The 17,670-nt window shown below is 70.0% G+C and carries 22 protein-coding genes; all 22 read right to left on the reverse strand.

Annotated features, from left to right (window positions below):
- A complete protein-coding gene (locus tag ACIRD8_RS34960; protein ID WP_404000909.1) occupies positions 1-888 on the reverse strand; it encodes an N-acetylmuramoyl-L-alanine amidase in 888 nt (295 codons plus the stop codon).
- Between the two features lie 60 nt (positions 889-948).
- Positions 949-1,449, reverse strand: coding sequence for a hypothetical protein (locus ACIRD8_RS34965; protein ID WP_404000912.1), 501 nt, complete (start codon positions 1,447-1,449; stop codon positions 949-951).
- A 9-nt stretch (positions 1,450-1,458) separates the two neighbouring features.
- Positions 1,459-4,212, reverse strand: coding sequence for a hypothetical protein (locus tag ACIRD8_RS34970; protein ID WP_404000915.1), 2,754 nt, complete (start codon positions 4,210-4,212; stop codon positions 1,459-1,461).
- Positions 4,213-4,222: 10 nt separating this feature from the next.
- Entirely contained in the window at positions 4,223-6,196 is a 1,974-nt protein-coding gene (locus ACIRD8_RS34975) for a phage tail tape measure protein (RefSeq protein WP_404000918.1), read from the reverse strand.
- On the reverse strand, positions 6,193-6,495 hold the full coding sequence (locus ACIRD8_RS34980; RefSeq protein ID WP_404000921.1) for a hypothetical protein: 303 nt from the start codon (positions 6,493-6,495) through the stop codon (positions 6,193-6,195). The genes ACIRD8_RS34975 and ACIRD8_RS34980 overlap by 4 nt, the downstream gene beginning before the upstream one ends.
- Positions 6,496-6,515: 20 nt before the next feature.
- Entirely contained in the window at positions 6,516-6,929 is a 414-nt protein-coding gene (locus tag ACIRD8_RS34985) for a hypothetical protein (RefSeq protein ID WP_404000924.1), read from the reverse strand.
- A gap of 16 nt (positions 6,930-6,945) precedes the next feature.
- Positions 6,946-7,377, reverse strand: coding sequence for a phage tail tube protein (locus ACIRD8_RS34990; protein ID WP_404000927.1), 432 nt, complete (start codon positions 7,375-7,377; stop codon positions 6,946-6,948).
- A gap of 1 nt (position 7,378) precedes the next feature.
- Positions 7,379-7,717 carry a hypothetical protein gene (locus ACIRD8_RS34995; RefSeq protein WP_404000930.1) on the reverse strand — a complete coding sequence of 113 codons (339 nt, stop codon included), beginning with the start codon at positions 7,715-7,717 and terminating at the stop codon, positions 7,379-7,381.
- Between the two features lie 13 nt (positions 7,718-7,730).
- Positions 7,731-8,156: a DUF3168 domain-containing protein gene (locus ACIRD8_RS35000; RefSeq protein ID WP_404000933.1), complete on the reverse strand. Its 426-nt coding sequence runs from the start codon at positions 8,154-8,156 to the stop codon at positions 7,731-7,733.
- Complete coding sequence (locus tag ACIRD8_RS35005; protein ID WP_404000935.1) at positions 8,153-8,527, reverse strand: HK97-gp10 family putative phage morphogenesis protein; 375 nt, start codon at positions 8,525-8,527, stop codon at positions 8,153-8,155. The genes ACIRD8_RS35000 and ACIRD8_RS35005 overlap by 4 nt, the downstream gene beginning before the upstream one ends.
- A gap of 4 nt (positions 8,528-8,531) precedes the next feature.
- Positions 8,532-8,684 (reverse strand): hypothetical protein, encoded by a 153-nt coding sequence (locus ACIRD8_RS35010; protein ID WP_404000938.1) that lies wholly within the window; start codon positions 8,682-8,684, stop codon positions 8,532-8,534.
- Positions 8,684-9,016 (reverse strand): phage head closure protein, encoded by a 333-nt coding sequence (locus ACIRD8_RS35015; RefSeq protein ID WP_404000941.1) that lies wholly within the window; start codon positions 9,014-9,016, stop codon positions 8,684-8,686. The genes ACIRD8_RS35010 and ACIRD8_RS35015 overlap by 1 nt, the downstream gene beginning before the upstream one ends.
- Positions 9,013-9,600: a hypothetical protein gene (locus ACIRD8_RS35020; RefSeq protein WP_404000944.1), complete on the reverse strand. Its 588-nt coding sequence runs from the start codon at positions 9,598-9,600 to the stop codon at positions 9,013-9,015. The genes ACIRD8_RS35015 and ACIRD8_RS35020 overlap by 4 nt, the downstream gene beginning before the upstream one ends.
- On the reverse strand, positions 9,600-9,914 hold the full coding sequence (locus ACIRD8_RS35025) for a hypothetical protein (RefSeq protein ID WP_404000947.1): 315 nt from the start codon (positions 9,912-9,914) through the stop codon (positions 9,600-9,602). Before ACIRD8_RS35025 ends, ACIRD8_RS35020 begins: the two co-directional genes overlap by 1 nt.
- 106 nt (positions 9,915-10,020) lie before the next feature.
- Positions 10,021-10,398 carry a hypothetical protein gene (locus ACIRD8_RS35030; RefSeq protein WP_404000950.1) on the reverse strand — a complete coding sequence of 126 codons (378 nt, stop codon included), beginning with the start codon at positions 10,396-10,398 and terminating at the stop codon, positions 10,021-10,023.
- A 42-nt stretch (positions 10,399-10,440) separates the two neighbouring features.
- Positions 10,441-11,664, reverse strand: a complete 1,224-nt coding sequence (locus ACIRD8_RS35035; protein ID WP_404000953.1) for a phage major capsid protein — start codon at positions 11,662-11,664, stop codon at positions 10,441-10,443.
- A gap of 55 nt (positions 11,665-11,719) precedes the next feature.
- The gene (locus tag ACIRD8_RS35040) at positions 11,720-12,448 is read right to left on the reverse strand and encodes a hypothetical protein (protein ID WP_404000956.1); all 729 of its coding nucleotides are present in this window, start codon (positions 12,446-12,448) and stop codon (positions 11,720-11,722) included.
- Positions 12,449-12,628: 180 nt separating this feature from the next.
- Complete coding sequence (locus ACIRD8_RS35045) at positions 12,629-14,617, reverse strand: phage portal protein (protein ID WP_404001083.1); 1,989 nt, start codon at positions 14,615-14,617, stop codon at positions 12,629-12,631.
- A gap of 10 nt (positions 14,618-14,627) precedes the next feature.
- A complete protein-coding gene (locus ACIRD8_RS35050; RefSeq protein ID WP_404000958.1) occupies positions 14,628-14,804 on the reverse strand; it encodes a hypothetical protein in 177 nt (58 codons plus the stop codon).
- A gap of 17 nt (positions 14,805-14,821) precedes the next feature.
- The gene (locus ACIRD8_RS35055) at positions 14,822-16,630 is read right to left on the reverse strand and encodes a terminase large subunit (protein ID WP_404000961.1); all 1,809 of its coding nucleotides are present in this window, start codon (positions 16,628-16,630) and stop codon (positions 14,822-14,824) included.
- Between the two features lie 15 nt (positions 16,631-16,645).
- Positions 16,646-17,128 carry a phage terminase small subunit P27 family gene (locus tag ACIRD8_RS35060; protein WP_404000964.1) on the reverse strand — a complete coding sequence of 161 codons (483 nt, stop codon included), beginning with the start codon at positions 17,126-17,128 and terminating at the stop codon, positions 16,646-16,648.
- A gap of 141 nt (positions 17,129-17,269) precedes the next feature.
- The gene (locus tag ACIRD8_RS35065) at positions 17,270-17,638 is read right to left on the reverse strand and encodes a holin (RefSeq protein ID WP_404000967.1); all 369 of its coding nucleotides are present in this window, start codon (positions 17,636-17,638) and stop codon (positions 17,270-17,272) included.
- Between the last annotated feature and the right edge of the window lie 32 nt (positions 17,639-17,670).

A 17,670-nucleotide genomic window follows, 5' to 3' on the forward strand; every position in this document is an offset into this window, starting at 1 on the left:
TCAGGCCCCCTTCTTGAGTGCGGCGACCTCGGCACGCAGCTGGCGCACCTGGTCGAGGATGTGGGCGAGGTAGTACCCGGCGCCGTGCATGGTGCGGGTGGCGGTGTCGCCGGCCTTGGTCTCAGTGCCGATGTCACCGATGCGCAGCAGGTTGCCGTGCAGGTCGTCGATCTGCTTGTCCGTGGCGGCCACAGGGGTCTCCTTCGACGGGGTGGACGGGGCGGTGGTCCCGGGGGACCAGGACGCGGGGTGGGTGAGGCGTTCGGCGACGTCAGCCCGGAACTGGGCGGGCGTGAAGGCGAACCGGCTGCGGGCGCCGTAGCCCTCTACCGGGCCGCGCGGGTCGATCTTGCCTTCGATCGACGTCTCCTTGTGGCAGCCGACCGACTCGGCGGACCAGCCGTGGAACCTGCAGACAGCCGCGTCGATCCGTACCCATGCGTCGTACTGGGCCCGCGGGTAGACGTCCTTGTTGTCGCCGAGGTTCTCCGTCTCGATGCCGTACGAGACGTCGTTTCCGTCGACCGTGCCCGAGGCCTTCGACGGCGAGGGGTGGCTGCTCTTCTCGTCGCGGAACGACGCGTAGGCGTTGACCGCCATTGTCCCGGCGTGGTTCGCGCGGCCTGCGCTGCACATCGTGGCCACGCCGGACCGGGCGAGGTAGACGTGAGCGAGCGGACCCGGCAACCCGCTCACGCCGTTCTTCGCGACGACGTCGCGGGCGTTCCGGCCGGCCGTGTGGTGGTTGAGGAACATCCGGACCGGGCCGAAGGTCATCCCGGTCGCGGCGTCGCGGCCGCGGGTCCGCCAGCCGGGGTACTCCTCGACGGTGACGCCCTCCGCGCGCAGAACCGTTAGCCATTGGTCGGGGGTCAGTGGTGTGGCCATCAGGTCTCCAGACATGCGAAAGCCCCGGGCCTGGATGGCGCGGGGCGAAGGGGTAGTGGACTACAGGGCGGTGGCCCCGGGGAAGTCAGCCATGGGCCCGATGTCCTCGGTGAGGATGTACGCCGGGTTTGCCGCGGGGGTGGCCGAGACGTGGTAGTTCGCGGCTCCGGAGTCCCGGGCGACGGTCCCGACCAAGGCGGCGGAGATGTCCGAAGCGCCACTGTTCAAGAAGATGTTGCTCAGCTCGAAGCAGTAGTTGGCCGCGTTCGGGGTGCTGATCCGGAAGCTGTCGAACAGCGTGGTCCCGGAAACGTTGGCCCGGCGAACGCGGATCCGGCCCTCGCTGCCTGTGGCGCTGACGGTGATCAAGCCCTTGACCGTCATCCGGTACGCGCGGCCCGCCCGGAAAAGAATGGCCGGGGTGGTCACCCAGACGGTTTCGGCCGACACCGGAGATGCCGGTGTGTTGGCGGTGATACAGGTGTAGTCCACGGTGAACGGTGCACGAGCGTTCTCCACACTCGCGATGAGTCGCTCCCCGGCCAGGGCGAGATCGGGCATGTGCGCCTCCTACAGGGCGTAGATAGTGGGCTGGGCAAGACGTACATCCGCGCCTGCCGGATGGCTCTTGACGATGCCGTTGACGGACCGGACCACCGTGAACGCCTGCGGAGACGAGGTTCCGCTGATCGCGGTGACGGTCATGACCTCCCCGCCGACCCGCACGCCGAAGGGGAAGTTGGCGGCGGCCGTGGTCCACCGGGTGCCGTCAGCCACGGCTACGGTCAGGGTGGTGGCTGTGGCGGTCACCGACGAGGACAGGGAAGAGCCCCCGGTGTCATGCCGGCCCTGCACCGGATCGTCATACACCCCCACCGTCCACGGGCCTGCAGGGGCGCAGTTCATCGCCAGGGACCACTCCACGGCGCCGATCCGCTCCGTGTAGCCGCGCATGTGCTGGTCGATCAGCCCGGGCGGTAGCCACGGCGGGAGGTGGGCGATGGTGATCCGGTCGCCGATGTCCAGGCCGAGGACCTGGTCGACGAGGTGCGGGGCCGCGTGCAGCCACACGGTGATCGTCGGGTAGCGGGCCTCGTCCCACGTGCCCAGGTGCGCGCGCCACTCGGCGATCTGCTGCGGCTGTGCGTCTGTGTACAGCGACAGGGTCACCGCTTCGTCGTAGACGCCGACCCCGTCCGGCGGCGGGGCCACGGACAGCGGCCCGTCCTCGATGACCGCACGCCAGGAAGAGCCCCCGCGCCGGGTGACGGTGATGTCGTTGCGCAGCAACTGGTCGTCCTCGTCCGGTTCCAGCGGCGGCGGCACCTCCCCGGGCGCGGTGTAGTCGAGGGCCAGGGTGACGGGCTGGTTGTAGAGGGTGGAGCGGTCCCGGTACATCAGGGCCAGGGCGTCGCGCGTCTCGTACAGCATCCCCCCGTCGGTGGCCGCGGCCTCCTCCAGGAGGTGCAGCAGAGTGTCGGGGCGCTGCGGGCCCATCGCCTCGGACAGAACGCTGATGTCACCGTCCCGCGTCGTCAGAGCGACCTGGTCGGATTCCTCGGTGGTGAGCCGGTACATGCGGTTGAGGGCTGTCTCGCCGGCGAATCCGTCGTCGGCGCCAGCAAAAATACTGCTGCCGGGGGGTGACGTGATCAGGGTGCCGGTGGCGGGGACGTCGAAAACGGCGAGGTGGCCGAGGACCAGGTCGGCGGTGGCCGCCCCGTAGGTCCCGGACACGCCCACGACGGCGCCCTGGGCCCCGGTGAAGGTGGTGCGCGAGATCCACCGGCCGTTCTCTGCGATGTCCCGCCAGCTGACGTACAGGTAGGCGGTCCCCCCGGCTGCCGAGGTGTACAGGGCCAGCCTGTTCCACTTGCCCCAGAAGTCGCCGAGCGCGACGGCGTCCGTGTAGAGGAAGGCGGCGATCACCACATCGTCGGAGTCGCGTGCCTCGATGCGGATACCTGCGGTGCTGGCGTAGACGATGGCCGTGGACATCACTGACCCGGCCACCTGGACCCGCAGGATCTCGGTCTGCGTCGCGGGCATCGTCGGCAGGTAGTAGGCGCATTCCACCTGCCAGCCCTGGGCACTGGACCGCGGTACGGTCCCGCGTAGAAGGGCCGGATTCTTGGCCTTGGGCAGGGCGGAGGCACCGCCGAGGGAATCGTCTGCGGCGAAGTCCCAGCCCGGCATCTGCAGGGGCCTGATCTCGGCCATCGGCGAGTACGCTGCGGTGGCCGCGTCGCCATCCTCCATCGGCCAGTACGCGATCAGGTCAGGGTCGGACGGGATACGGCGCCGCAGCGTGGACTGCAGGGCTTTCTGTCCCTGGCCGAGGCGGCGGGTGACTCCGGCCGCCGCGATCGGGACCCACACGTCGGATCCGGAGACGTCCCACCGTGTCGGCCACGTGCTGATCTCGCCGGTGAACCGGTACGCCCGGTCGCTGATGGTGGCGTCCGTGCCGAGCGTCCATGTGCGGCCGGCGGAATCCGCCCAGGACGTGGTGCCCTCGGCCCGCGCCCGCACGTCCGGGCTCGCCACGACGGTGCCGCCGATCCCGGAGCGGACCTCGGCACGGTGGATACGACCGCGCATCGGCGCCCAGCCGGTAGCCGAGACCGGGGCGACCTCAAGCGGTGCGGTCCCGGAGTAGATGCTCGTGACCCCGGCGACGACCATCGTGTCGCCGACCTGCGTCCACGGCCCCGCCAGCGTCTTTGCCCAGTACAGGACGATGGTGCACCCGCCGGAGCCGTTGTTCACGTCCAGCGTCGCCCTCACCGCGGCGCGCCGGGGCAGGCTCGGCAGGACCTGCGACGCGAAGAAGAACGCGGTTCCGTTGGTCGACCAGTTCAGGGTGAGCAGACCGTTTTCCAGGCGCAGCATGTAGGAGCGCTGAGCCGTCCCGCTGTTCCACTTCCCGATGAGGGTCTGAACGGGGACGGTGTACCAGTCGACGGTCGCCTCGACACGAATGTCGATGTCCCCGGTGATGTCCAGGGCCGCGGTGTCCGGGGTGCGGGCGTAGGACGAGGTGGTGCCCTCCAGCTGCAGGTAGGACTCCGGGCCCTGGACGCTGAAACGCACCGGGGTGTTGCGGCCGATCAGCCTGTAGTACGGGCTCATGGGGTTGCGCGGCGAGTACCGCCCGTGCCGGTTGTTCAGCGTGAGCGTCATCTTAGACGGGGCGGGCTTGCTCGACTCGTTCTTCGAGCCGCGCTCGATGACGACCGGGTCCTTCTCCCGGACGTCACCGCTGACGTCCGTCCACGTACCGCCGATCTGGATTTCCGTGCGCCGGTCTATGGACAGGGCCACGGCTGCCTCCTCACTGCCCGAAGGCGGTCTGTACGTCACCGCGCCCGTCGATGCGGACGATCTCTTGCAGGAGGGTCCGCATTGCGCTGCTGCCCCCGGTGCTGTCCAGCGTGATGCGGACCTCGGCGGCCGCCCCGGACGTCTTGCGGACAGATGGCGCCCGCACGTCCTGCTGAACGCCGATGAGCTGCTCAAGGCGGGAGAGCGGCAGGACCGCCTCGTCCTCCCGGCCCTCACCGATCATGGCGAGGGTCGGGCCGGTGACCAGGCCGCCGTCGGCGAGCATCGGAATGTTCGGCGTGGACAGGGTCAGGCTCGGGATGGACACGCCCATGATCGAGCCGCCGCCAATGGTGAACGACAAGTTGTTCCAGCCGCTGATCAGCTGGTTGACCATGCCCTTGAAGCTCCGGCTGATGCCGTCCCACATGCCCGACGCAGCACGGGAGATCTTCCCTGGGAGGCCGCTGATCCAGGACACGACCTGGCCGAACCAGCCGCTGACCTTGCCCGGGATCGCGGAGAGCCAGCCCACAGCACCGAGGACGACGGAGACGGCGGACGCTGTTTTGCCGGAGATCCACGCCCAGGCGGTGTCCCAGATGCCCCTCACCCAGGCCATCGCGCCCGAGATCTTGCCCGACACCCAGTCGGCCCCCTGGCCGACCTTCTCCTGGATCCAGTCCCAGGCACGGCCCGCGGCCGCACCCAGCTCGTCCCAGTACACGATGATCAGAATGATCACGGCGATCAGGGCGATGATCCCCAGGACGATCCACGTCACCGGGTTGGCGAGCATGGCCGCGTTGACGGCCCAGACGGCGATCGCGAAGATCCCGAAGGCCACGGCGAGGATGAGCACGATCGGGACGAGGACCTGCATCAGGCCCTTGTTCTCGGCCATGAATCCCGAGACGAGCTGCAGGACGGGCAGCAGGGCCTCGCCGAGACCGGTGGTCAGGGTCCGCATCGCAGCGTCCATCTGCTGCGCGGGGTCGTCCTCCATCGCGTCCGTCATCTTCTTCGCCGACCCGGCCGCATCGGCCATGCCGGTGGACGCGGCCGCGGTCGCGGGGTCCATGGCCCACAGGGCGTCGGCGCCCTCGCCGGCCATGTCGCCGAACAGGGCGATGCCGAGCTCGGCCTGCTTCGCGGGGTCCTTCACCCCGCGGAGTGCCTCGATGGTTTTCTGCAGCGCCGCCTTGGCGGGCTCGCCACCGGCGTTGATGTCGGCCAGCATCTGCTTGGCCGGCAGGCCCAGCGCCTTGAGTCCGTCGGCGGCCCGCGCGGTTTCCTCCGAGGTGATGCGGGCGAACTCGTGCAGGACGTCGCCTGCCTGGTCGATGTCGCGGCCGCCGGCCTTGACGTACTGCGACATCATGCCCATCGCGGTCTTGCCGTCCAGGCCGATCCGCGCCCAGTGTTTCCCGTACTCGTTCACGGTCGCGGGGATGTCGGCCAGCATTTGCTTGGGCAGGGTCTGCGCGGCGGCCGCGAGGATGTCGAAGGCCTCGGTGCCGTCCTTGGCCAACCCGTTGTTGATCATGTTTCCGGCGGCCTGAGCAGCGTCCGCCACGTCGATCTCGAAGCGTTTCGCCAGGGCCAGAGCGGACTTGGACATCCCCTGCAGCTCGGCGTCGGTGAAATCTCCGAGCTCCCCCATCGAGGAGACAACCCCGCCCACCGCGTTCGCGACGTCGTCCATGGACTCGCCGAACCCTGCGGAGTAGACGTCACCGGCAATGCCACCGGCCCGGGCGGCCTCGGCCTCGGTCAGGCCGAGCTGGTCGCGCAGGCTGCTCTGTGCAGAGCTGATGTCCATGGCGGCGGTCAGGCCGAGGGCCAGGGCGCCACCGGCGGCCGCCCCGGCCAGGGCGGCGGGGCCGGCCATCTTGTCCATCTTGCTGGCGACCTGGTCCGTACCCTCATCGACACCGGAGGCATCCATGCCGATACGGACCAGGAGCTCATCGAGCACGGTCACCGGGGACCCCCTCTGCGCTTGTCGCGGTTCTCGAACCCGGCTTGGATTCCCTTGATCGCGTCGAGGAGCTCACGCCCCGTACGGCGCGGCCGCGACCACTCGATGAGGTGGTCCTTGAGCTTGGGCAGCCGGCCCTTCTTCATGTGCGGGGCGGCCACGTCCATGCCGAGCCGCGCGAAGAGGAGATCCAGACGCTTGGGCGTGATCGGCCCGTAGAGGTTCTGGTAGGCCAGGAGGCGGATGATCTCCTCCTCGGCGAACCGGTCCAGAACCTCGGACGGGGGAATCCGGAACGCCACGGCCAGGTCGTACTGGATCGTCAGCTCTGGCCGTCGCCGAAATCCGCCTCGGCCACCTTGACCTTCTGCGTGAAGTCGCGCTCCTCGTCGGAGAGATGACGCACCAGGAGGAAGAGGCCGCCGACGATTCCCGCGCTGCGCCGGGACAGGATCGCGATGCCTTCCCGCAGGTCGGGGAAGACGAGCTCGTCCGTCTCCTGGTCGCGCAGCGCCTTGGCGACGATCTCGGCCTTGCGGGACTTGATCGTCATCTCGATGCCGGAAGACTCATCCCGGCGGGTCATCTTGGAGAGCTTGTTGTGGTAGTCCTCCCAGTCCCCGGACGGCAGGCCGGTGACCCGAAACAGGACGCCGGGCGCCCACTCCGGAATCTCCACGTCGTCCTGCGTCTTGATGTCCGTGGCGCCACGGATGAGGTCCTTGAGCGTTGCCATGGGTGGTGCTCTCCTGTCAGCCGGTCGGGGTGAGGGTGGGCTTGCCGCTGATCTTGAACGTCGCGGTGCGCTCGGCCTTGTCGTCGGTGGGGAACTCGTCGCCGAGGTCGGTGATCAGCGCGGAGAATTCCCAGGTGTGCTCGTCCGGCTCGCCCGGCAGGAGGATGACCTGGTAGTCCCGCAGGTCGTCCTCTTCGAAGTCGGCGTCCAGCGCCGCATGCGTGCTGCTGCCGGGGTCGTAGTTAAGGGTGATCTCAACCTCGCCGCCGTCCTTGAGGCCCTTGATGAACTCGCGGTACTTGTTCGGCGAGTCGTGCGCGGTGACCTCGATGGCCTCCCGCGACCGCGACGGGCCGCTGATGTCGGACACGTTCGCGATCGCGGTGAACGACCCAGCCCCGTTCGTGTCCCGGAGGAACTGCGTACCGAAGGCGTCTTTCCCTGCCATGTCAGGCTCCCAGCTTGAGGACGGCGACGGTCACCGACGTGACGGCGTCGTAGGTGATCGCTGCCCGGTCCGAGGCGCCCCGGAAGAGGTGGGTCAGCGGGATGATGCCGGTCTTCCCGGCGGCGACGACCAGCGCCGCGTCGGCGATCGCGTGCCCGTTCACGGTGCCCGGGGTGGCGATCGTCGCGGTGCGCGCGGACGCACCGCCGTTGACGACGACCAGGAACAGGCCCGGCCCGGTGGGGGCGGTGTCGCCGAGCGCGGTGGCGGCGACGGCCGCCCCGGCAAGGTCGGCCAGGCCACCCACCGTGGTGACGGTGGTGGCTGCGAGAGCTGCCATCGGTGATGCCTTCCTACGTGGCGGGTGGTTGTTCGGTGACGACCCGGTAGCGCAGCACCACGTGGCGAATGGTGCCGGGGGGCTCGGGGTCGGTGAGGGTCTGGGAGAACTCGTGACGGGTGACCACATGGTCCAGGCCCTCGATGCTGAGCGGCTGGTGGTCCAGCAGCTGCGTGACGCGCTTGGCGATCGTCAGGCCCTGGGTGTGGCCGCGGGCCTGCGTCCAGACGTGCAGTGTCACGACGGTCTCGCGCCCGTACCGGTCGTGGCTGTTGTCCGGTGTCTCGATCGCCTCGCCGATCACGACGAACGGGTAGGGGACCTCCTCGGGCAGGTAGTCGTACACCGCGGCGATCGCGTCCGTGAGGACGTCGTCCCCGCTCAGCACCGCGTAGATCGCGGTCTGAATCGGGAGCATGGTCTCCGGGGCGGTGGTCATCGCAGCGCCCGCCGTACCTCTTCGGTGAGTCGGGCGCGGTAGCGGTGGCGCTCGGCCTCGAGCGCAGGGCCGAGCGCCGGCCGTGCCGGTCGCCGCCGGGTGCCGGCCTCGAGGAACCGGGCGTAGTACTCCTCGGCGTCGTGCCAGCCCACCGTCGCTGTGAAGCCGTCGTCCTTGTAGCGGTCGTCGACCTTCTCCTGCAGGTTCCCGCTGTCCTTGGCGACGTCGCGCTTGGTGTCCGCCTTGACCGCCTCGGCGGACTCCTTCACCGCCTTCTTGATGGCGGCCAGGATCTCCTCGTCGACGTCCTCGAGCTGGTCCCGCAGCCGGGCCAGGCCCTGGATCTCTACCGTCATCCCGCGCCGGGCCATGGGCTCACCTCTTCCGGAGCAGCTTGCGGATTTCGTGGAGCTCCCCGGCCACGGCGAGGACCGCCCAGATCAGGGCCCGCGCGTCGCTGTGAGCGGCCTCGGCGTTCTGCCGGCAGTCCTGGGGGTCGGTCGGTAGCGGTGCGGTGGTGGGGTCCATCAGGGGCCTCCCTGTTTCTGGGTCAGTTCGCAGTCGGCCTTGACGTAGCGGGGCCCGGAGGGCTGCACCGCGGCCAGGACCCGGTACGTCTGGCCCGGCGCGCGCAGCTCGTCGCGGCGCTGTACGTCGGCGGTGGGCAGCAGGTAGACGGAGTGGCTGTGCTTGCTGCCGGACTGCTGGGCGAGCAGCCGGTCCGAGGCGGAGGGCTGGTCCACCTTGGCCCGCACCTCGCCCTGCAGGACCCAGGTGGAGACCTGGCCGCCGGCGCCGTCCGGGACGGTGGTCTCGCGCCAGACCTGCAGGCGCCGGTTGAGCCAGCGCCCGACGCTCATGTGCGGGCCCGGTAGGCGCCCACCGTCCGCCGGTCGGAGTCGGTGAGCTCCATCCCCAGGGCGTCAGCCGCCCAGGCCTTGGAGTGGTCTCCCAGCGCCTCGGAGGTGAGCCGCTCCGGGTTGGACCAGGCACCGGCTGCGAGGCGCAGACAGAGCCGTTTGAGGCCCGCGGGGATGGTGGAGTATCCGGCGGTGTAGGTGACCTCGATGGCCCGCTGGTGGCCGGGCCAGTCGCCGCCGCGCCGGTGGAGGATCCCGGCAGCGGACCAGGTGTAGTCCCGGTCCTTGCCGAAGACGAGGTCCTCGCCGTCATCGTCGGTGAGGCTGACTGAGGCGACGTCGGTGACGGGCCACCGGGGCAGGATGAGTTTCCTCGAGCCGGTGCCGTTCTGGGACCGCTCGTCGTTCTCGGCCGGGCCGTCCAGGGTGACGGTGTCCTCGGACTGCTCGAGGGCCTGGCCGGTCTCGTCCTCGATGACGCCCTGGGCGAGCTCGATGAGGAGTTCGGCTGTAGCCGTGTCGTCCTCGGTGAACGACTCCTCCCGGAGCATCCGGCGCAGTTCGTCCGCGGTCGCGTACGCCATCAGTCGCCGTCGCCGTTCTCGTCCGCATCGCGGCGGCGCTCGACCTCGGCGACGACCAGGACGCGGATCTCGTCCTTCTTCTTCGCGTCGCCGAGGTCGATGGACTGCTCGGCGGCGTACGCCCTGAGCTGCTCCACGGTCATCGCCTCCACCGGCACGTCCGGATCGGCCGGCGGCGTCGGGGCGGTGGTGCGGCGAGGCGCGGTGGTCTCGAGGGGCTTGCAGTCCCCGGCGTCGATCCGCCGGCGGGCCTCGTCCGCGGGGAGGTCGATCTCTGCCCCGGCCGGGACGGTGCCGTGGGTCGGGCTGGCCATGAGTCGCAGCATCTGAACGCGCATGAGCGGTCCTCCTGTTCGTGGGGATACGCCGCGGGCGCCCACCGTGGTGGGCGCCCGGGCGGCGTAGACGGGTGCTGCAGGGTCAGGGCTTGACGCGGCCCTTGCCGCGGATCACGGCCACGCCAAAGCTGGCGTCGCCCGTGCCAGCGTCGGTGGCCACGGCGCGGATGTACCGCTTGATGCCGTGGTAGCCGATCACGGTGACCGTGGACGCGGTCAGGGTGGCGGGCTCGGTGCCGTCCAGGTCGGCGTTGGCGACCGCAGTGAAGCCGGACCCGGAGGCGTCGGACTCCTGGATCTCGATGGAGAACGCGGCGTTGGCCACGGCCCCGGTGGTGATGACCACCGCGGCGGCGTCGTAGTTCGCCAGGTCAACGGCGGTGCCGCTCGCCGTGTCGGTCCGGGCGGCCGGTGTCAGCGTCGCGACGACGTCCAGGCTGTTCTTGATGTCAGTGCGCATGCGTACTGCTCCTCTTCTGCGTGGGCCTGCGCGGGGCGCGGGTCAGGCGACGACGTCGTTGGACTGCAGGCGCACGAACGCCTCGGACAGGACGGGCATGCCGTCGGCCTCCTGGCGGCCGATGAACCCGACCTGGTTCGTCTCGGCGTACAGCTCGTTCAGGCGCTGTACCTCGAACGAGAGGGCCTCGGCGATCCAGTAGTAGGAGAAGTCCCCGAGCATGCCGACGTAGTCGCCGTCCCCGAACGTGGCGGGGGCGAACTCCGAGGTGATGAACGGCAGGTCCAGGATGCGGTCGCCCTGGTCGCTGGCGAGGCCGGCCTTCCAGATGTAGTTGCCGTCGCCGTCCTTGAGCTTGCGCACGGAGGCGATCATCATCCGGTGGAACAGCCACCGTGCCTTGGCGTGGTACGCGCTCTTGAGCGTGTACTTCGCGGTGATCAGGTCGTCCGCCGAGTTGCCGCCGGCCGTGTTCACGAACCCGCTCCCGGACGTGGAGATGTCCAGGTCCCGGGTCGTGGGGATGCCGTCGGCGTGCGCGGTGAACAGCCCCAGCGGCTTCTGGTTGCCGTCTCCGACCATGTAGGACTTCTCGGCGGTGACGCCGAACTTGTACTCCATGCGCTCACGGACGAGCGTCTCCGGGTTCATCACCGCGGCACGCAGAAGCTTGCGGCTGATCTTGACGCGCTTGGCCAGCGGGTGCGGGCGCAGCTCCCGCTTGCCGAACCGCAGCCCGTCGTCCTGGCTGCCGGTGGACAGCTCGCTCGTCCACTCGGCGTCGGAGAGGTCGTTGTCCAGGGTGGGCACACCGAGGGACTCGGCCTGGGTGAGCTGGTGCACGGTCGCCAGGCCGCGCAGCGCGACCATGTCGTCCACGCCCTTGAGCAGGTCCTTGACGAACTGCTGCGGCGCGACGAGGAAACCGCCCTCCGGGTCGTGTCCGGCGTTCAGGGCTCGAGCCTGCGTCTCCGTCAGCACGGAGCGCCCGCCCAGGAGGTAGGCACGCAGGGCGCCCATCGCGGCCTCGCCGCCGCGGGCGCCAGGCTGGTCGTCCTCGACCGGGTCCTGGCGCTCCTTGTCCTCGAGGCGCTCGGCGCGGCCGATCGTCGTGTCGACGCCGTCGCGCTCGTCCATCAGCTTGTCGAACCGGGTCTCCTCCTCCGGCGTCATCGAGCGGCCCTCGTCCTCGGCCGTCTGCATGATGGCGCGGGCGTCGGCGCCCAGCTTGGTGCGCTTGGTGCGCAGCTCCCGGATGTTCGGCACGGGTGTCTCCGTTTCGGTGTGGTGAGGTGCCCCGCGCGGCTGCGCGGCGCGGGGGTCAGATACCGGCGAGCCGGAGCAGCCGGGCGTGGTCGACGGCGGGCGCCTGGCGCTCGTCGTCCTCTTCCTCGTCCTCGGTTCCGCCGGCGGCGTCGAGGAGCTCCTGCAGGGCGGTGGCCGCGTTCTGCACGAGGGTCTTGTTCTTCTTGGACAGGACGGCTCCGGCGCGGCCGGGCCGGTCCTCACCAAGCTGGTTCAGGACACCCTGGGCGAATGCCTCCGGGGTCATCCGGCTCTCGAGGGCCCGCATCACGGCGAGCTCTCGCCCGGACTCCACAACGGCGTTGGGGTCCATGGGCAGCGGCACGGCCGAGACCTCGAACAGTTCCCAGCCCTCGGGTACGCCGGCGTCGTCGATGTTCCAGACGTCGAACCCGATGGAGAACGCGTTGAGGTAGCCGCCGCGGTATTTGCGCTCCACGGTGCGGGCGAAGTCGTCGTCCTGATCGAAGGCGACGTCCATCAGCAGGCGGTCGCCGTCGATCCACGTCTTGTCGGACCGGCCGATGGGCAGGCCGTCACGGCCCCAGTAGTTGTGCCCGTAGCCGACCACCGGGTTGGACTGGAACCGGCCGAGGTCGGCGCCGTCCATCTGCAGGTTCAGGCCGTCGCCCTTGCGGCCGGCGGTGGCTGCGATGATCCGCAGCGGCTTGCCGTCGCCCGTGGTGTCGTCGTGGTCCTGGTCGTCGGCGCGCAGCACGTAGCCGCGCAGATAGTGCCGCGTCATCCTCGGTTCCTCCTGGGTTCCTTGATCTGCCGGTCGCGCGGCGGCGCGTCCTGCTGGCGGAGCTGGGACGTGGCGCCGCAGAGACCGCAAGGTTGGTCTTCGTGCCGCTCCTCGCTAGAGGGGCTGCGCGCGACGTCGCTACTGCAGGCCGAGCAGGTGCCGTGTTCGACGTCCTCCTGGTCACTGGACAACGGGGACCACCTCGCACTGACAGCCGGCGTGGACCGGTGGGTGGAATGTGTCGCGTTTGGCCACGAGCTTCTCCCCCTCTTCGTCGCCGTCGATCTCGTCGCCCTTGCCGACGAACGGCCTCTCGATGTCGCGCACGGTGCCGTCCAACTTCGTGCAGTACGGGCAGTGCTTGGACCCGCGGGCAACCCACTGGACCTGCTTCACACCGGCGTCGCGCCACGCCTCCCGGGCGGCAGCGTTCGGGAGCTGCGTCGTCTCCCACCGGGTGACCTTCTCGGCCTTCTCGTCCTGCCACTTGGCGAGGCGCTCGAGAACGTCGGCGACGATCGACTCGGGAGTGTCCGCCTGTTCGGCTGCGTTGCGCAGCTGCCCGAAGGACGAGGCGACCTGGTAGGCGGCGTGGGCCAGGGCGTAGGCGCGGGCCCACACCGACAGGTCGACGTCGTCCTCGTGCCCGACCTCCTCGGCCGCGTCCGTCGCGACGTCCGCGGCGAACAGCGTGAACAGGGGCACCCACAACTCGGAGAGCCGTTCCATGACCGGGCCGTCATCGGCGTACAGGGCGCCGAGCCCGGTGAGGAACCCGGCCAGCGAGCGGCGGCCGCGGCCGGGCTCGAGGTGCTCGGCGAGCAGGTCCTTGACCCGAGCGGTCTCGAGGTCCAGGACCTCGGTCACAGACTCCTCGATCTTCGGCCCGTACTGCTCGGCGAGCGTCGCCCGGACCGCGTGGTTGCGGCCGTGCAGGACGCGGGCCCGGCGGCTGGCCGCCGACTCGAGGGCGGGCGCGGAACGCCCGGCGGGCACCATATTGAGCGGCACCAGGTAGGCGTCCCCGCCGTCCACCGGGTTGAGGTTCTCCCTCTCCCTGATGTCGTTGGCGGACAGCCATCCCCACTGCCGGCCCACCGCGTACGCCTGGTACCGGGTGAGGGTGTCGCCGCGCAGCAGGCTGTCGACGAGGAACTCTGCGTAGTACCGCTCACGCTCCTCGGGCAGCAGCAGCTGCGTGAGGATCGCCTGCTCCCACCGCACCAGCCAGATGTTGAGCGCGCTGCTCACGTAGTCCAGCTGCTGCTGCTCGATGTTGGAGAACGTCGCCCGGTCCAGGTCCATGATCTTGTGCGGGGGCAGGCGCAGCCACCGAGCCATCTCGGTGACCTGCAGCTTGCGGGTCTCGAGGAACTGGGCAGCGTCGTTGGGCACCCCCACCTGCTGCCAGGTCACGCCTTCCTCGAGGATCGCCACGCGGTGCGCGCGGTCGATGCCCTTGTGGATGTTCTCCCAGTCGTCCGCCATACGGTGGCGGGCCTCGGGCGACAGGTTGCCCGGGTGGGACAGAGCGCCGCCGGGAGCGGCTCCGTTGGAGAACACCTTGGCGCCGTGGTGTTCGGTCGCCAGGCCCAGCCCGATCGCGTTGGCGGCGAGCTCCACCACGGAGTAGCCGCGCACTCCGTCGTAGCCGAGGCCGGGGATGTGCAGGACTTCGTGCGGGAGCAGGACGGTGTGGATGCCGTTCACGTCGTCGTCGTAGCGGTAGCGCCGCTCGAACTGCCCGGGCCCGGTACGCTTCACGCCGATGGTGACGCGGTCCGGGCGCAGGGGCCAGATCTCCTCGACGACGCCGGTGCGCTTGTTGCTGACGACGTATCCGAGGCCGTCGCCCCACGTGATCGCGTGCGCGGTCAGCGTCTCCTTGAGCCAGGCCGCGGACATCATGCTGTTGGGCTGGTCGTGCAGCAGCGGGTACAGCGGGTGGTTGCTCGCGCGCTGCTTGCCGCGCGGCTGCAGCCGCTCGTACAGGAACGTGGGCAGAGCGCCGAGGTCCTCGGACAGGACCCGCACCCCCGCGAAGAACGGGCTGTAGGTGAGCGCGGTGTCCTGGTCCACGCGGATGCCGGCGGAGTTCACCGACCCGCCGCGCATCCAGTCCTCCACCCACTTCTCCGGGGTCGCGATTCCGGACAGGGCGCTGCGCATGAAACCCACGTCAGGCTCCCTTCTGCAGTTGATCGTCCGGGCTGCGGTTCGCGCTGTGCGCCCCGGCGACGCCGACGGCCAGGAGCACGACGCCGGTCACTGTGACGCCGAGCCAGGGAGCGAGGAGGAACAGGCCCGTGCCGATGGCGATGACGCCGAGCAGGACCAGGACGTCCCAGCGGTCCACGCGGGCCTCCTTGGGGGTCACAGGGCCATGCCCCGCGACTCGTAGATGGACGGGGCGGGCATGCCGCGCATGCCGCCATCGATGGCGAACAGCAGGGAGGGCATGCCGTCGATTCGTTTGCCGGTCTTGCCGCGGTCCGGCTTCACCGGGCGGATGCGGTCGGGGTCGTCTCGAGGGCTCTTGCACTCGAGGTTGTCCGCCATCCACCGGGCGACCGGGTTCCCGTAGTGGGCGTACTCCCGGGCCTTGAGTCCGCGCATGAACTCGGCCATGGGCGGCGTCATCCGGCTGTACGTGGTGTCGGACTCCACGGTCTTGAGCCGGGTGCGCTTCTCGATCTCCTGCCGGACCGGCTCACCGCACCACTTGTCGTAGGTGATGTCGACGATGCGGTGCAGCTGGTGGTCGGTCTCGATGTCGTCGTAGATCGTGTCGTAGTCGATCGTGTCGCCATCGGTGAGCGTGATCCATCCGTCCCGCGCCCACTCGGTGAACTGGCCGCCGGTGTGCTCGTCCAGGTGCGGGGAGATGGACTCCGGCGCCCAGAACCGCCAGATGATCGACCCGTCCGGGAAGAGCATCGTCCAGGCGGTCAGGTCCAGCTTGCTCGAGAGGTCCAGCCCTGCCCAGCAGCGTTGGCCATCGAGGCGCCCGGCGATCCAGCCGGGGTGCGGTGCGATCTCCCGGGCGTTCATGTCCCACAGGTCCATGGGAATCCAGCGGGTGATCTGACTGACGCGCTGGTTGAGACGGAACTGGCGGAACCCGTTCTCCGCAGAGGCGTTGTTCTGTGCCTCCTCGGCCTCCTCGCGCAGCGACTGGATGGACAGGAAGTTACCCAGGCCCGGGTTGGGCCAGGCCCAGTTCCGCTCGTCCCACGGATCGATCGAGACCGGGAGCTCGGGGCGTGCCGGGAACAGCCGCCAGAGCCGCTCGAGCTCGTCGACCGTGCGCGGCATCTTCCGCACGAACGCGAAGTGGTGCGGCGCCCGGGCCGGGTCCTCCATGACCCGGTCGGCCTCGTCGATGAACTCCGCACCGAACGACACCTGGTCGGACGTCTCGGTGGTGATCGCGATCATCAGCGGCTGTGTCCGCGCGCCGGCCGCCGTACGCATCGCCTTCCACAGCGAGTCGTCCGGCTGCGAGAGGACCTCGTCCAGGATGAAGCAGTGCGGGCTGTGGCCGAGCTCGTTGTCGGCGTCGGCCGGGATGACCTCGTAGTGCGAGCCGGTCTGCTCGTCGACCAGGCGCCGCTGGTTCTTGATGTGGTCCAGCCGCGCCGCGAGGATCGGCGACTTCCGCACCATCTTGGTGCAGGGCTCGAACACCTTCCCGGCCTGGCGGGTGTTGGCGGCCGCGCCGTAGATCTCGGCGGACTCCTCGCCGTCACCGACCAGCATGTACAGCGCGATCCCGGACAGCAGCGCGCTCTTGCCGTTCTTGCGGGCCATAACGATCGTGGCCCGGGTGTAGCGGCGGACGTAGCGCCCCCACTGATCGGACCAGACCACCTCGCCGAACAGCGGGCGGATGATCTCGTGTTCCTGCCACGGGGCCAGCTCGAACCGGTGGTTGGCGAGCGCGCCGGCGGGGTGGACGAGGAGCTCGGCGAAGAACCGTACGACGCGGTCGGCCCGCGGCTCGCAGTAGTGCGCACCGGTCCGCTCGCACGTCTTGCCGTCCAGGGTGTAGCCGCAGCGGCCGCCCTTACGTGAGCGCGGCCGCCACCGCTTGGTGTGGTCGATCCGCAGCGCCCGCCGGCGCCCGGGCGGGCGGGTTGCAGCCTTCGACCTCGAGGGCCTGGCCGTGGTCCGCGCAGCCATGACCACCCCCCGGGCTCAGGACAGCAGCCGCTCCGCTCCTGCCCGGTCCTTCGGCGGTGCGATGTTGAGCTGGCTGCGGTCGGACGGTGTCAGCCCGAACCGGGCGCCGTACCGCTGGACCTGGGCGTCGGCCGCATCGAGAGCGAGGAGCCAGGGATTCTTCCCCTGGCGGTGGCCGGTCAGGTCGCCGTTCTTGTTGAACACCGGGAGCTCCACCACGGCGCCCTCCTGGGCGACGTGCTCGGCGGCGTCCCGGCGGCGGACGACGGCGTCACACCAGTTGGCGTACGCCTCGATGTCCCACGCGGTGAGTACGCCCTTGCCGATCAGGTCGTCCGCCAGGTGGTCCCAGACCTCGGCCGCGTCCTCGCTCAGCCAGTCCGGCGGCTCGATCTCCAGCGCGGCGGGCCGCGGTTCGTCGGTGTTGATCCGGTCCTTGCGGTCGCCGTGCAGGACGCGCAGCTGCGTCGGCTTGGGTGCCGGCCCTCGCTTGCCCACGGCCCTCTCCTCTCGTCACGGTGTGTCACCTAGGGCGGCCCGGTACGGCGGATCCCGTAACCCGTCAGCGCGAGAGGGGGCTCCCCCCCGCGTTCCGCGGGGCCCCGGGGCAGCGATCGGAGGCCCCCTACCCCGTCACGCTCAGTACTGCGGGCCCTTGCGGTTCCATCCGCCGGCCTGGTGCTTGGTCGTCTCGCTCGAGTGGCACGAGGCACAGAGGCCGCGGCCGCGACGGGGGTCGTGGTCGTCCAGGCCGCGGTCGACGAGCTCCCGCTTGGACAGCGGCCAGTGGTCGGCGTGCGCGGAGGGAGCGGCCTGGCACAGCACGCACACCGGGTCACGGGCCAGCACGCCGGCGCGGAAGCGGCGCTCATGCTCGCGTCCGTAGCCCTGGGCTGCAGCCGAGGGGCGGGGGCGGGGGCGGGCGCACCGGGGGCACTTGCCCGACCCGGGGGTGGGGGTGCCGTCGCAGCCGCCAGTGGTGCATCGCTTGGGGGCCCGTGTGGGCATGGCTACCTCCTGGCATGCCGAGGCCCGACCAT

The sequence above is a fragment of the Streptomyces sp. NPDC102451 genome, from assembly GCF_044765485.1.
Lineage (GTDB): Bacteria > Actinomycetota > Actinomycetes > Streptomycetales > Streptomycetaceae > Streptomyces.

Coding starts and splice junctions, on each gene's coding strand:
- ACIRD8_RS34965 (WP_404000912.1), bottom strand. CDS start 1,449: ATGCCCGATCTCGCCCTGGCCGGGGAGCGACTCATCGCGAGTGTGGAG.
- ACIRD8_RS35055 (WP_404000961.1), bottom strand. CDS start 16,630: ATGGCTGCGCGGACCACGGCCAGGCCCTCGAGGTCGAAGGCTGCAACC.
- ACIRD8_RS34985 (WP_404000924.1), bottom strand. CDS start 6,929: ATGGCAACGCTCAAGGACCTCATCCGTGGCGCCACGGACATCAAGACG.
- ACIRD8_RS35030 (WP_404000950.1), bottom strand. CDS start 10,398: ATGCGCACTGACATCAAGAACAGCCTGGACGTCGTCGCGACGCTGACA.
- ACIRD8_RS34995 (WP_404000930.1), bottom strand. CDS start 7,717: ATGGCAGCTCTCGCAGCCACCACCGTCACCACGGTGGGTGGCCTGGCC.
- ACIRD8_RS35015 (WP_404000941.1), bottom strand. CDS start 9,016: ATGAGCGTCGGGCGCTGGCTCAACCGGCGCCTGCAGGTCTGGCGCGAG.
- ACIRD8_RS35000 (WP_404000933.1), bottom strand. CDS start 8,156: ATGACCACCGCCCCGGAGACCATGCTCCCGATTCAGACCGCGATCTAC.
- ACIRD8_RS35040 (WP_404000956.1), bottom strand. CDS start 12,448: ATGACGCGGCACTATCTGCGCGGCTACGTGCTGCGCGCCGACGACCAG.
- ACIRD8_RS35025 (WP_404000947.1), bottom strand. CDS start 9,914: ATGGCCAGCCCGACCCACGGCACCGTCCCGGCCGGGGCAGAGATCGAC.
- ACIRD8_RS34960 (WP_404000909.1), bottom strand. CDS start 888: ATGGCCACACCACTGACCCCCGACCAATGGCTAACGGTTCTGCGCGCG.
- ACIRD8_RS35010 (WP_404000938.1), bottom strand. CDS start 8,684: ATGGACCCCACCACCGCACCGCTACCGACCGACCCCCAGGACTGCCGG.
- ACIRD8_RS35065 (WP_404000967.1), bottom strand. CDS start 17,638: ATGCCCACACGGGCCCCCAAGCGATGCACCACTGGCGGCTGCGACGGC.
- ACIRD8_RS35045 (WP_404001083.1), bottom strand. CDS start 14,617: ATGCGCAGCGCCCTGTCCGGAATCGCGACCCCGGAGAAGTGGGTGGAG.
- ACIRD8_RS34990 (WP_404000927.1), bottom strand. CDS start 7,377: ATGGCAGGGAAAGACGCCTTCGGTACGCAGTTCCTCCGGGACACGAAC.
- ACIRD8_RS35005 (WP_404000935.1), bottom strand. CDS start 8,527: ATGGCCCGGCGCGGGATGACGGTAGAGATCCAGGGCCTGGCCCGGCTG.
- ACIRD8_RS35020 (WP_404000944.1), bottom strand. CDS start 9,600: ATGGCGTACGCGACCGCGGACGAACTGCGCCGGATGCTCCGGGAGGAG.